Origin of the sequence: Vulcanisaeta moutnovskia 768-28 (genome assembly GCF_000190315.1) — an archaeon.
GTDB lineage: Archaea > Thermoproteota > Thermoprotei > Thermoproteales > Thermocladiaceae > Vulcanisaeta > Vulcanisaeta moutnovskia.
Genome location: NC_015151.1, coordinates 1,526,961 through 1,540,955, shown reverse-complemented (window position 1 = coordinate 1,540,955; position 13,995 = coordinate 1,526,961). Strand labels below are relative to the sequence as shown.

12 protein-coding genes are annotated in these 13,995 nt (G+C 46.5%); 8 read left to right on the top strand and 4 right to left on the bottom strand.

Annotated elements, in window-relative coordinates:
- Nucleotides 1–7 precede the first annotated feature (7 nt).
- The gene (gene carB, locus VMUT_RS07965; protein WP_013604909.1) at nt 8–3,124 is read right to left on the bottom strand and encodes a carbamoyl-phosphate synthase (glutamine-hydrolyzing) large subunit; all 3,117 of its coding nucleotides are present in this window, start codon (nt 3,122–3,124) and stop codon (nt 8–10) included.
- Entirely contained in the window at nt 3,114–4,166 is a 1,053-nt protein-coding gene (gene carA, locus VMUT_RS07960) for a glutamine-hydrolyzing carbamoyl-phosphate synthase small subunit (protein ID WP_083805492.1), read from the bottom strand. Before carA ends, carB begins: the two co-directional genes overlap by 11 nt.
- A gap of 133 nt (nt 4,167–4,299) precedes the next feature.
- Here carA and VMUT_RS07955 point away from each other — a divergent pair, with 133 nt between their 5' ends.
- From VMUT_RS07955 to VMUT_RS07930, 6 genes are all read left to right on the top strand, one after another.
- Nucleotides 4,300–5,496, top strand: a complete 1,197-nt coding sequence (locus tag VMUT_RS07955; RefSeq protein ID WP_013604907.1) for a pyridoxal phosphate-dependent aminotransferase — start codon at nt 4,300–4,302, stop codon at nt 5,494–5,496.
- Nucleotides 5,497–5,553: 57 nt separating this feature from the next.
- Nucleotides 5,554–6,363: a [LysW]-aminoadipate/[LysW]-glutamate kinase gene (locus tag VMUT_RS07950; protein WP_013604906.1), complete on the top strand. Its 810-nt coding sequence runs from the start codon at nt 5,554–5,556 to the stop codon at nt 6,361–6,363.
- Nucleotides 6,364–6,457: 94 nt separating this feature from the next.
- A complete protein-coding gene (gene lysW/argW, locus VMUT_RS07945; RefSeq protein WP_013604905.1) occupies nt 6,458–6,634 on the top strand; it encodes an alpha-aminoadipate/glutamate carrier protein LysW in 177 nt (58 codons plus the stop codon).
- Between the two features lie 10 nt (nt 6,635–6,644).
- Nucleotides 6,645–7,502, top strand: coding sequence for a lysine biosynthesis protein LysX (gene lysX, locus VMUT_RS07940; RefSeq protein ID WP_013604904.1), 858 nt, complete (start codon nt 6,645–6,647; stop codon nt 7,500–7,502).
- Nucleotides 7,503–7,504: 2 nt separating this feature from the next.
- Nucleotides 7,505–8,581, top strand: coding sequence for a M20/M25/M40 family metallo-hydrolase (locus tag VMUT_RS07935; RefSeq protein ID WP_013604903.1), 1,077 nt, complete (start codon nt 7,505–7,507; stop codon nt 8,579–8,581).
- A 120-nt stretch (nt 8,582–8,701) separates the two neighbouring features.
- The gene (locus VMUT_RS07930) at nt 8,702–10,024 is read left to right on the top strand and encodes a hydroxymethylglutaryl-CoA lyase-like TIM-barrel protein (protein WP_013604902.1); all 1,323 of its coding nucleotides are present in this window, start codon (nt 8,702–8,704) and stop codon (nt 10,022–10,024) included.
- Here VMUT_RS07930 and VMUT_RS07925 read toward each other — a convergent pair.
- The gene (locus VMUT_RS07925; RefSeq protein WP_048056955.1) at nt 10,001–11,173 is read right to left on the bottom strand and encodes an aspartate aminotransferase family protein; all 1,173 of its coding nucleotides are present in this window, start codon (nt 11,171–11,173) and stop codon (nt 10,001–10,003) included. The two genes, VMUT_RS07930 and VMUT_RS07925, sit on opposite strands and share 24 nt — an antisense overlap.
- 7 nt (nt 11,174–11,180) lie before the next feature.
- Nucleotides 11,181–11,999, bottom strand: a complete 819-nt coding sequence (locus VMUT_RS07920; protein WP_258167489.1) for a RimK family alpha-L-glutamate ligase — start codon at nt 11,997–11,999, stop codon at nt 11,181–11,183.
- A 141-nt stretch (nt 12,000–12,140) separates the two neighbouring features.
- Here VMUT_RS07920 and VMUT_RS07915 point away from each other — a divergent pair, with 141 nt between their 5' ends.
- Together VMUT_RS07915 and argC are read left to right on the top strand one after the other, a co-directional pair.
- A complete protein-coding gene (locus tag VMUT_RS07915) occupies nt 12,141–12,884 on the top strand; it encodes a hypothetical protein (RefSeq protein ID WP_013604900.1) in 744 nt (247 codons plus the stop codon).
- On the top strand, nt 12,871–13,947 hold the full coding sequence (argC, locus tag VMUT_RS07910; protein ID WP_013604899.1) for an N-acetyl-gamma-glutamyl-phosphate reductase: 1,077 nt from the start codon (nt 12,871–12,873) through the stop codon (nt 13,945–13,947). The genes VMUT_RS07915 and argC overlap by 14 nt, the downstream gene beginning before the upstream one ends.
- Nucleotides 13,948–13,995: the final 48 nt, after the last annotated feature.

Below are 13,995 nucleotides of genomic sequence, written 5' to 3'. Positions count from 1 at the left end.
GTATTTATTAAAATAAGGAATTAATGTAAGTCTCCCATAATTCTTCAACCGTGGTGTCATTACCCGACCATAACCACTTAAACGACCTGGCTAATTCAAGTCCTAAGCTCGGGTGTAGGATTATTGGTGTGGCCGTATCCGCTGCCAACCTACGTACAGCATAGTCATACTCCCTAGTGTCACCACCGGTGATAACTATGTCCATACGGCCACTCTTTAAGTCATTAAGCACATTTTCACTTGGTTCACCTATGACCTTTAACCAGCCATTAAGCTCACGCTTAACGTCATCAATTAAGTTCTCCAGGTATTTATCGTATGTGTATATCAGGGCGTTACTGCGTGGCACCTTGGACGGTATTGTTGATAACCAAGCCTTTAGTAATGCCTCCTCAAACACGCGACCGCTTGAGGCAACCTCACCCGTACTATACATAACAGGGCCGAGTCTTGGGTATGCACCTCTAACCCTGCTCCATGAGAATTGGCTTGTCTTAACCCACCAACGCTTCGGCCTAAGTACTAGGTATTCCCTATCCATCCCTAAGCCATTTAATGCTGCCTTAACCGATAGATCCATTAAATTAATTCCAACAGCCTTACTTGTGAAGGGCATGGACCTACTAGCCCTAACGTTAGCCTCAATTACGTATAGCTTATCACTAACAATAAATTGAATGTTGAATGGACCCTTAACTCCCACCGCTTTAGCTATCCTGAAGGACGCCTCGGCCATACCTCTTCTCCAATAATCACTGAGCCTATAATCAAAACCCCTCGGTGGTATTACCATGGTGCTATCTCCAGAATGAACTCCTGGTGGTTCTATATGCTCCACAGGCACCACAATTACTGAGGAACTATCACTAACCCCATCAACCTCCACCTCAACGCCGTTATTAATATACTTAGAAACCACGACAGGGTGCTCAGGGCTTATCCTAGTCGCCTTACTGATGTACCTTATTAATTCTTGCCTATCCCTGGCAAGTCCCATGTATGCGCCGCCAAGCACGTAGCTGGGCCTCACAATGACTGGGTAGTCAAGCCACCTCTCGACAAGGCTAATCAACTCCTCAAGACTGCTGGCGAAGGTCCATGGTGGTTGATCAAGACCTAACTCATCAAGTAATTTCGAGAACTTGACCCTATCCTCAGCGAGATCCACACCGCTAGGTGATGTGCCGAGTAGTTTAACCTCGTCATTGATCCAGAGCCTAGACTTGCCATAAAGTCTCTGTCCTATTTGTCCACCAGCCCATAGAACCACTAGCTTAGGCTTCTCCTTAATCAACATGTTCCTCAGGGTCTCTGGTGTTAATTCATCAAAGAATAATTTATTAGCGAAGTCCCAATCAGTGCTTACAGTCTCTGGGTTATAATTAATAATGCCAACCCTAAGCCCCAACCTCCTCAACGCAAGCACTGTGTTAACAACTGCCCAATCAAACTCAACACTAACACCAATCCTAAACACGCCAGCTCCCACGACCAATGCATCAACACTAGGCCCAGTATTATCATCATACTCACCACCATGTGTTAAATACAGGTAATTAGTACTGGCAGGCCACTCACCGGCCAGCGTATCTATCTGCTTAACGACAGGCAGCTTGGCCTGCACATCCTTGCCTAAGGCATTACGAAGTTGCTCCTCACTAAAGCCGAGTACGTAAGCCTCCTCAAGGACATCCTCACTTAATTGTATCGTGCCTCTTTTAGCACCCTCGTAAAAGTCAACAATCCTCTTTATGGCATTTAGGAAGAACTTATCTACGCCTGTCCACTTACTAATCTCATCGACAGTAACCTCCTCCCTGAGCAGTACAGCCGCGTACAGGAACCAGTAGGGCTTCCTCTTCATGACATTCTCCCTGGCCTCCTCGACACTAGCCTCATTGTATATACGACCACCAACCAGGCCCGGCTCGCCGATATCCAGCATTCTCACGGCCTTCTGCCACGCCTCCTCAAGCGTCCTACCAATCCCCATTACCTCGCCAATACTCATCATCTCGGGGCCTAGGGACTCATCAACCTCAAACCTGTCGCTCTCCCACCTAGGTATCTTAACCACTATATAGTCTAGGCTCGGTTCGAAGGCAGCCACGGTCCTATTGGTGACCTTATTAATTAACTCGTCAAGTCTATAACCAAGCGTTAACTTGGCTGCTATGTACGCCAATGGGTAACCAGAAGCCTTACTGGCCAGGGCGCTTGACCTACTCATCCTCGGGTTAGTCTCTATAACGTACATTTCGGGTCCTGCTGGGTTAATTGCAACCTGCACATTGCACTCACCAATGAGGTTTATGGCGTTAGCGACGCCTATTGATAATAACCTAGCCCTTTGGTACTCATCATTCGTTAGCGTTAGGCAGGGAGCAACAACCGCGGAATCCCCAGTATGTATGCCCATTGGATCTATGTTCTCCATGCAAACTACGGCCACGGAATTACCATGGCTATCCCTCATGACCTCAAACTCGATCTCCTTCCAACCACCTATGTATTTCTCAATAAGCACCTCCTTTATCTCACTCTGGGCCAGGGCCTTGTGGTACTTACTGGCCAATTCATTGCTGTTGTATGCAACGAAGGCGCCCGCACCACCTAGGTTAAAGGAGACCCTAGCCAATACTGGGTAGCCCAACTTATTGGCTGCATCTAAGGCCTCATTAGGTGAGTACGTGGTTATTGATGGTAGTACAGATATTCCGTGTCTACTCATCAACTCCTTAAACAGCTCCCTACTTAGGGCTGACCTAATGCCCTCAATCGGTGTACCCAGTACCTTAACGCCGTACTTCTTAAAGACGCCTATCTCATTTAGATTAACGCATGCAGATAGTGCTGTTTGTCCACCGAAACCGCAGGCAATGCCATCAGGTCTCTCCCTCTCTATAATCTTAACCAGGAACTCAGGTCTTATTGGTGCCAGGTAAACCCTATCCGCGAAAATCCTAGTTGTTTGTACAGTGGCTATGTTGGGATTAACAAGGACTGTCGTAAGTCCCTCCTCCCTATAGGCCTTAAGGGCCTGTATACCTGAATAGTCGAACTCAGCAGCCTCAGCAACCTTAATGGGACCACTGCCAATGACTAAGACCTTCCTAATGTCCATGACCCATCACCATTTTAGCGAACTCATCAAAGACCCAGGTAGTATCATGAGGCCCAGGCTTAGCCTCCGGGTGGAATTGCGTTGTTAGTATTGGTAACCTCTCGTGAATTAGCCCTTCCACGGTATTATCATCAGGTTGCACAGCCCATACCCTAAATCCTGTATTCCTTATTGATTGTGGATCCACGGCATAGCCATGATTATGGGTTGTTACATAGACCCTATTCCTAGCTAAATCGAGGATTGGCTTGTTTATGGCCCTATGCCCATACTTCATCTTATACAACTTAGCACCTGCACCTAGCGCAATTATTTGATGCCCTAGGCATATGCCCAGTGTTGGTTTTCTATCCCTAATAATATCAACAACGACGTCGCTTAGATAAGTCAATAGGTTCGGGTTACCTGGCCCATTACTCAGTAGTACACCATCGCAATCACTCAGGGCCTTACTCCACATGTGGCATGGATACCTAACAACCCTGAACCCTCTAATTAGGAGATTTCTGACAATACTCATCTTAACCCCACAATCCACAATCCCAATACATGGCCTATCATCATTACCATAACTAATGATATTTTTTGGCGAGACCAACCTTGTGAAATCTACCTCATCATAACGGGGAGCATTAGCCAATAATCTAAATGCCTCATTGACACTATTAGCGATTGCACCCATCATAACACCAACCTCCCTCAACTTCACGGTTAACGCCCTAGTATCAACCCTAAAGATGCCAGGTACGCCCTCCCTTCTCAACCACTCGTCTAAGCTCATTACTGATGTGTAGTGGCTTGGTGACGTAGCATCAAAAACCACAACCCCACTAACCTGGACTGAATCACTCTCCCACTGATCGGGTGATACTCCGTAATTGCCGATTAGTGGACTTGTGAAGACAAGGATTTGGCCTTTATATGATGGGTCTGTGAGTGATTCGGGATAGCCAACATTGGCTGTTGTGAATACTACCTCGCCAACGGCATTAGCGTCAACACCAAAGGCGTAACCACGATACACACTTCCATCCTGAAGCACTAAGTAGCGCTTCCTTAGACCGAATCATCCATGCAGGGTTATTATAAATATTTTATAAGCTTTGCCCTTAAGACCTTTATATCACGGCAATGAATACATAATGTATATATATTTGTTCAAAATAAGAGTAAAGATGCGCGGCTTTTCACAGGCAATATCGTTCCTTAGGGAGTCACCTACTAGGAAGATTGACGCTATTAGGGAGAGGTTGAAGCGTGAGAATAGGGATATTATCAACCTATCGGCCGGTCAACCTGGAATACCGCCGCCCATTGAGATTAGGTCGTTACTGGCAAAGCAACTCCTTGAGGAAAGGGGTATGGATTTGTATGGGTATACTCCGAGCCAGGGCATTATAGAGCTTAGGGAGGCCGTGGCCGAGGACTTAAAGAGACTTGGTGGTATTGACGTTGATCCAGGCAATATAGTGATCATCACCGGTGGTCAAGAGGGCATGTTCGCAACCTTCATGACAATACTCAACCCTGGGGACGAGGTTATCCTCTTGGATCCTACATACTTCGGTTACAAACCAATAATTGAGTACTTCAGTGGCAGAATTAAGAGGCTCGCCCTAAGTATGGATGAGGGTTTTAAAATCGACGTTGAAAGGTTAAAGGAATTGATAACAAGTAGGACCAAGGCCTTGGTCCTTGTCTCGCCAGATAACCCGACAGGTAATATAGTGGATAGGGACACCGCCAAGGCAATAGCCGACCTGGCTAGGGATAAGGACTTCTGGATAGTGTCTGATGAGGCATATAGGACCTTGATCTATGAGGGTGAGCACACGTATATCTATAGGTATGCGCCCGATCACGTGATTTCAATAAACACATTCTCTAAAGACCCTGGAATCCCAGGTTGGAGGTTGGGCTTTGTGTATGGACCAAGCGATGCCGTACCTAAGCTTAAATTGGCTGCTGAGGAAATGACATACTGCCCACCGGTGGTGGCTCAGAGGTTTGTGGCTGCTTACCTCAGGTCTGAGGTCAGGATGAAGCATCTAAGGTACATTATTGAGGAGTATAGGTCGAGGAGGGATGCTGCTATTGAGGCGTTGAGGAATTATTTGCCAGAGGCGCGCTTTATTATTCCTAGAGGCTCCATGTTCGTGTTTGTTGACATGTCTAGGTACATTAGGGATTCCGAGAGGTTTGCCGAGATCCTTCTTGAGAAGTTTGGCGTTACTGTTATTCCAGGTACGTACTTCAGTGATATATACAGGGCAGCGATTAGGGTATCCTTCGTCGTTGAGAGTATTGATAGGATTAGGGAGGGTATTAGGAAGATTGGTGAGGCCGTTAGTGAGTATGGGGAGTCCCTATGACCGTGTACGTCGTGTAGTGTAATATTTATAATATTTATTTGTCCTCATTTTCTCCGTATGCTCATTATAGTTAAGGTGGGAGGTTCAGTCATTAGGAAAGGCGTGGATAACCTCATTAAGGAAGTCCCCAACCTAATCCAGTCTGGTCATAAGGTTGTGCTTGTTCATGGTGGTGGTTACTTCATAAGTGAGCTAATGGAGAAGATGGGCTTAAAGCCTAGGTTCGTAACAAGCCCGAGTGGTGTGACCAGCAGGTATACTGATCTTGAGACGCTTAGGGTCTACGTGATGGGCATGATGTTCCTAAACAAGGAGCTGGTGAGTAGGTTGCAGGGTGTTGGTGTTAACGCTGTTGGTCTATCAGGCGTGGATGGTGGCTTACTTAGGGCTAGGAGGAGGGAGTCGATGATAATAATCGATGAGAGGGGTAGGGAGAGGGTTATTGATGGTGGATATACTGGTAAGATAGAGAGTGCAAATGCCGAGTTTCTCCTTAGGTTCCTCAATGAGGGTCTTGTACCAGTGATAGCTCCAATAGCTATGGACAATAAGACAGGTGGGCCCCTAAATGTGGATGGAGATCAGGCACTTGAGGTCTTGTCCTATTCGTTAAATCCAGGTTTTGCTGTAATACTTACTGACGTTGATGGCGTCATAGTGGGTGGAAAGGTAGTTAGTAAGGTCTCGGTAAGCGAGGCTCTCGAGCTTTTCAAGAACCCTGAGGTCAAGGGTGGTATGAAGAGGAAGGTGTATACAGCCGCTCAACTGGCGAGTAAGGGTATCCATGCAGTGATTTCAAATGGCACTATTGAGAACCCTATAACGTCGGCCATCAATGGTCTCGGCACCCATGTTACGCCGAGCTGATTTTCAATTCAGTATATTTATTTTATAATATTATTTATAGATTTAATTGTTGCTGACCGCAATGCTTAAATAGGCTATATTCACGTAATCCTTGATGCCCACAAAGATTGCCTGTCAGGTATGTGGCGCAGACATAAATGTTCCAGATGATGTCCTGGATGGCGAGTTGGTTAGTTGCCCGAGTTGTGGACAGAAGTACCAGGTGGTTATTCAGAATGGCTTAATACAGTTGAAGCTCATTAAGGTTGAGGAGGAGGATTGGGGAGAATAACTGCTGAGAGGTGGTTCTCATTGAAGTCGTTCACTTTCTCTACGATGTCATAAGGCTCGACGAGAAACTCCTAATTAGGGAGTTCGATAATTTAAGGATGAATTATAGGCTTATTAATGCTGAGAAACTAACGTTTGAGTTCCCCAATAGTAATGATATGGGTATTGCCTTCATAAGGACTGTTAGTCAGCATAGGACCCAAATGCTTTCACAGCTTTATGAGGCGATTGGCGGTAAGTCGATTAACCCGGCTATGTCAATATTGATAGGTAATAATAAGGCGGTGACCCTAGCCATACTAAGCAGGCTTGGCGTGCCAATACCCAATAGCGTTGTTGCCTTATCAAGTAAGGTCGTGATAAGGTCGTTGGATAGGGTTGGTGTACCTGCCATTGTTAAGCCTGTGCATGGTTCGTGGGGTAGACTCGTAAGCCTAGTCGGTAGTTCAGATGATATGGATCTCCTCATTAGGCATAGAGATTCCATGGAGAATCCTCAATACGGCACCTACCTACTTCAGGAATTCGTTAAGAAGCCCGGTAGGGACATTAGGGTTACCGTTGTTGGTGATAGGGCCGTGGCAGCCATATATAGGTACGCGGTCGGTGATGATTGGAGGACTAATACTGCCAGGGGTGGTAAGGCTGAGGCTGTTAGAATAGACCCGGAGCTCGAGGACATCAGTGTCAGGGCTACTAAGGCTATAGGTGCCTACTATGCGGGCGTTGATGTTGTCGAGTCTGACGGAGGTTATAAGGTCCTTGAGGTGAATACAGTGCCTGAATTCAAGAATGTCCAGAGGGTCACCGGTGTTAATGTGGCTAGGCACATAGCAGAGCTGGTGCTTGATATGGCCAGGAGGGGTTAACCATGGCATTTAGCGATGAGGCGATGTTAAAATTACTCATGGAGTCGTTAAGCATATACTCACCAACAGGTGAGGAGCATGAACTCGCGGAGTTCCTTAGGGATCTACTAATAATGAATGGTTTCAATGCTGCAATTGATGATGTCGGTAACGTAATCGCAATTAAGGGCGAGGGTAAACCCGTACTTTGGCTTCATGCCCATATGGACACAGTGCCCGGCTTCATAGAGGTTAGGCGCGAGGGCGACAAGATAATTGGTAGGGGTGCGAGTGATGATAAGGGTCCATTGATGGCAATGACCATGGCATTCATGGAGGCCGACTTACCCAAAGGCACATTAGTGCTTACGGCTGTTGTTCACGAGGAAGGCGATAGCCTAGGCACGGCTAACCTGATCAGGAGTAATCACGTCCCTAGACCTGACGGTATAGTTGTTGGGGAACCCACCGGCGTCAATAAGGTGGTGACTAAGTATAGGGGTGGATCAAAGGTGGATGTTTCAATAAGCACCAGGGGTGGTCATGCATCGAATCCGGACCTCGAATCGAACTCCATATTAATCGCAATGAGGGTCTATGATAGGTTACGTGAGTATTTAAAGGCTGGCACGAATTATGAGGATTTCCTCGTAACACCAACAATTATGAACTGCGGTGAGGCAGATAACATGATACCAAGTAATTGCAGGCTTGTGCTAGATATTAGGATACCGCCAGGCAAATCCTGCGATGAGGTGAGGAATGCAGTTAGTAAATTAAGCGCTGAGTTTGGTAGCAATGTTGTAATTAACGTGAGGTGGTGCACCGAGCCCGTGGAAGTTCCCATAGATAATCCAACTGCAAGGGCTATTTCAAGAGCCATAATTAAGGTGTTAAATGAGAAACCCATGCTTGCCAGGAAGTGGGGTACCAGTGATATGAATGATCTTGTGCAACTAACGAGGAATCTAGTGGCATATGGACCTGGTGATGGCTTAATGTCCCACTCAATGGAGGAATACATACTTATTAGTGACTACTTGAATGCCGTAAAGATATATAAACAAGCGATTATCGAATTTATGAATATGTATAGATAAGTGCAATATAGATAATTATTTATTGATGAGGGTAAAATTTATAAATTATTTATTTTCCCTGAAATAGGGATCTCTATTGAAGTTGGTACTAATGTCAGGGGCTCGGGCCAATTAATTAAAATGCTTAGGGATGAGGGTATCGATTATGTAGATGGTGAGGATGTTTTAAAGGAGGTTGTGAGTCAATGGCCGTTACCTCCAGTTTTGTCCTTTGATGGTTTATACGTAGAGCCTGAGGTACCTAACAACTTGTTCATAACTGACACTACCTTTAGGGATGGTCAGCAGGCCTTCTATGTTTATTACTCGATAGATGATGCCATTAAGCTGTTTAGGTTGCTTGCGGATCTTGATAATGGGAGTGGTAGGATTATTAGGAGTGAGTTCTTCCTATATACCGAGAGGGATAGGAGGCTTGTTAAGGCTGTTAGGGAATTGGGCCTGGAATGGCCTAGGGTTATTGGTTGGGGTAGGGCTAGGGTTGAGGATGTGAGGCTTGTTAAGGAGGCTGGCCTTGATGAGATGGTGATGCTTATGTCAATCTCGGATATACATATTAGGTATAAGTTTAATTCCACGAGGGATTGGGTGATCGGTAAGTACCTGGAGGTTGCCGAATATGCGCTTAGGAATGGTATTAGGCTTAGGTGCTCTCTTGAGGATGTGACTAGGTCAGACGTTGTAGGTTTCGTAGTACCCTTCGTGCGTAGGCTACTAAAGTTGGGTGAGAAGTATGGCGTTGACATAGTCATTAAATTACCCGACACCACGGGCGTGGGTGTTCCCTACCCATTTGTCTCGCTGCCATACAGCATACCGAAGTTAGTGTGGGTGTTTAGGAAGGTGCTGGGTTTACCGAGTGATAGGCTTGAGTTTCATGGACATGGTGATTACCACATGGCTGTTGCGAATGCGGTTGCCGTTTGGTTATACGGTGCCGCGATAAATAATGGTACATTGCTCGGTATTGGTGAGAGGGCGGGTAATGTACCAATAGAGGCGCTGGTGCTTTGGTATGCAAGGATTAAGGGTTCCTTTGATGGTATGAATCCAGGTGCCATTAAGGACATTATAGAGACGTTTAGTTCCATGGGTTATAGGGTGCCCATGTACCAACCAATAGTTGGTGAGAACGCATTCACCACAGCGGCCGGAATACACATAGATGCACAGTTGAAGAATTCCATAACCTACCTATCGATGGATCCCAGGATAATCGGCCGTGATGCGAGGATAGTCATAGGGCCATATTCAGGGAAGTCCTCGATAAGGCACTGGCTTAGGCTGCATGGTATTGATGTCAATGATTTAATAGTGGATACGGTCTTTGAGAGGGTTAGGTCACTCTATGATAATGGGTTTAAGAGGGAGCCTTTAGGTGATGATGAACTTATGGAGATAGTAAATGATGTAATGAAATCACTCGGCCAAGGCCTTGCTTAATGCACTTATCGCCATATTTAAATCATCATCAGTGATACAGTATGGTGGCAATAACCTGACGGTTGTGCCGCCAGCAACGCTCGTCAGCAGTCCCAGGCTGATCAACTCATCAACGTAAGCATCAGCCCTCTTCCTCAATTCAACACCGAGCATCAAACCCAAACCCTTAACCCTAAGTACTGGCTTTAACCTGCCAACCTCATCCTCAAGAATTCTCATAAACCTCTCACCCATTAGCCTGGCTTTACCCGGTACATCCTCGCTAACCAAGACCTCAACACCGGCCTTAGCCGCCGCCATGGTTATTGGATTACCTGCGAAGGTACTACCGTGCTCCCCAGGCTCAAATACATCGCCAAACTCCCTCCTAACAACCGCCACGCCTATTGGTAACCCACCCGCTATTGATTTCCCGACCGTGAATATGTCCGGCTCGACACCATAATTCTCAAAGGCCCAGACCCTACCAGTCCTGCCAAAACCAGTCTGAACCTCATCAAATATTAACAATACATTCCTCTCCCTGGTGACCTGCCTAAGGGCCTTTAGGAACTCAGGCCTTGCTGGGTTAACACCTCCCTCGCCCTGCACTGGCTCGACAATGACCGCCGCTAAGTCCTCAGTGACTAATTTATCGACCTGGTCAACGGCGTTAAACGGGGCAAACCTAACCCTGTAGGGCAATGGTTCAAAGGCCTTCCTATACTTCTCATTGCCTGTCACTGAGAGTGAGCCCAGGGTCCTGCCATGGAATGAGTTTAGGAAGGCCAGGAACTCAGACCTCTTACTTATCTTCCTAGCTATCTTCAACGCCACCTCAACAGCCTCAGTACCGCTGTTCTGTAGGAAGACCTTACCGAAGCTGTTCGGCACAATCTTCATGAACTCCCTAACGAACTCAGCCCTGGCCTCGCTATAGAAGGTCAGTGGTACAGTGAGTATCTTATCCAACTGCTCCCTTATTGCATTCACGACCTTAGGGTTCCTATGCCCTAGGAAGGCCACGCCAAATCCCGTGTGCATATCCAGGTACTTGTTATCCTTTGAGTCCCACACGTATTGCATGTAGCCCCTGACTATATTCAGCGGCTTCTTACTGTAGTACCTCGCCAGGTACTCATCCTCAAACCTAAGCACGTCATCGCTCATTGCCTAATCACCTCCTAACCAAATTTAATACATACTCAGCTATTTTACGCGCAATATTAACACCGGAAACACTCATTAAGCCCTTAAACTCGGGTATCGCATTAACCTCGTTAACTACATAACCATACTCACGACTATAGAGCACATCAACACCGGCATAGTCAAGACCTAAAGCATAGACAGCCTTTATAGCCATCTCATAAACCTCATCGCCAAGCCTAACAGCCTCGGCCTTACCACCCCTAGCCACATTACTCCTCCACTCACCCTCAACAGGTCTCCTAACCATTGAAGCAACAGTCTCATTACCAACAACGAAGACCCTATAGTCAGTACCATCACCAATGAATGGCTGGATCACCGACACCTTTAGGTAAGTGTCGCTAAAGGCCTTATGCCTAAGTATCAGTTTTAGCTCATCCACATCACTGACTAGGCTTACGAGCCTACCCCATGAGCCATGGAGCGGTTTAATAATGGCGGGATAATCAACACCATCCTCTTGGGGCACCTCTGAGAACATGAGCTTCGTCGGCACCACCGGTATGCCTGACCTGACCAGTATTGATATGGCAATGGCCTTATTCCAGGAGTTCTCTATGGCCATACCACTATTTATTGTCTTGACGCCATGCGTATTCAATATACGGGCTATTAAACTAGCCTTAAAATGGCTTAAGGGCCTTACCAATACTATGCCAGTTTCATTCCAACCCTCGTTAAGGTCTAATGAAATGTTATCAATATTTATTAATTCGACATCGACACCAAACCTCCTAAATTCGCTCATGAGTAGTTTCTCCTCAGTCCTTAGGACATCATACAGTATGGAAACCGTTCCATCACTGCCACAGGTTTACGTATAAATATGCTATATAAATATTTCCTCAATCAACATAATATGCCTAGTAATCCCTGGATAAATAAAGAAAATATTTAATAACCCACAAATCAGTTAATCGATCAGGTGGTTATCATTGAAGCGGGATCCACAATCAATAAAGACCTATTCCTCGTGGTTAGTAAGTACGGACCACTAGAACAACAGCTGCATAACAAACTACTCAATACTGGACTCAAGGTCTCTGTGGTAAATACCAGGGATGAGGAGGTCAAACCTCAACCGGGAAAGGCCGTGCTTCTGCTCGACGACGTCTTTGAATCACTCATAATGGCGAGTTTATTTAACGAAACGTTAAATCCGAGGTTGATATACGAGATGGCGATTGATAGGGCATTACTATTTAAGGAGTTGAATAAGCTTGGTTACTCAACACCGAACTTCAGCGTGGCGCTTAATCCCAATGTCGTTGCTAAGGTGGTTAGGGGTATTGGTAGGACGTACATGGCAACACCAACACCTGCTCTCGGCCTTGATGGTGCGGTCACTACGTGGGAGGGTGGTAAGTCCGTGGCCGAGCATAGGATGTACATGGAGAACCCATTGGCTAGGATAAGCATATTGATGAAAGCCCCTGACAAGGTGCTGAATACGCAGGTAATTGGCAATCACTGCATTAACTGCAATAACCTTGGCGACATGTTACTAAGGCTCACGAGGAGTCTGAACTGCATTATCTGTACCTACATAGTGGGTATCTATGGTAATGAGCCCCAAATCCTCGGTATAGACCCTAGAATTGAACTTACAATAGAGAATCTGGATTACGTAGTAAGTGCCATTATGGGGTGGTACAATGGCGAGTGGTAGGTATAGGGTCTGTGTGGTTGGAGCCAGTGGTGTGACCGGTGGCGAATTACTCAGGCTGTTGATTAATCATCCAGGTGTTGAGCTTGTTTGTGCAACCTCCAGGGAGTTTAGGGGTGAGTACGTATTTAGGGTGCACCCAAACCTGAGGGGTAGGACCGAGTTAACATTCAGTGACTCCACAATAGACTCGGTGCTTAAGAAGGATATCGATGTGGTATTCCTGGCGCTACCCCACGGGCAAAGTATTGAGTGGGTTCCTAAGCTGTATGAGGCTGGGTTAACGATTGTTGACCTATCGGCTGACTTTAGGCTTAAGGATCCAAAGGCGTATGTGGAGTGGTATGGTTGGGAAAAGCCACACCCATACCCAGACCTGCTCAGTAAGGCTGTGTATGGTATGCCGGAGCTTCACAGGGAGGAATTGAAGGGTGCCAAGTTAATAGCCGTACCTGGGTGCATGGCAACTGCCGCAATAATATCACTGGCACCAGTGGTTAAGGCGGGCCTTGTCGATACTGATAGGATAGTTGTTGACGCAAAAATATCGAGCTCGGGCGCTGGGGCCCACGCACCAAGGCTAGACCTACATCCCTTTAGGACATACGTGATTAGGCCCTACGAGGTTGTTCACCATAGGCACACGGCCGAGATAGAGCAGGAACTAGGCCTACTAATTAATAGGCAGGTGCGTGTAGCCTTCACACCACATGCCGTAGACCTGGTTAGGGGTATACTGACAACGTCGCATGCATGGCTAACAAAGCCAGTACAGGAGCCGGAGGTTTGGAGAGCGTACAGGACAATGTACGGTAATGAACCCTTCATCAGACTCGTTAAGGATAGAGCCGGCTTCCAGAGGTACCCAGACGTTAAGTACGTAATAGGGTCGAACCTCGTTGACATAGGCTTTGAGATAGACACTAGGCTGAATAGGCTTGTGGTGTTGGCTGCAATAGACAATCTAATGAAGGGAGCGTCAGGGCAGGCAGTACAGGCAATGAACGTCGCACTGGGCTTTCCAGAAACAACAGCATTAGATCAAGTTCCATTATATCCTGTTTAACGCAATCATACCCGAAAATCTAATTGACGCTGTATCCCACATTCAGTT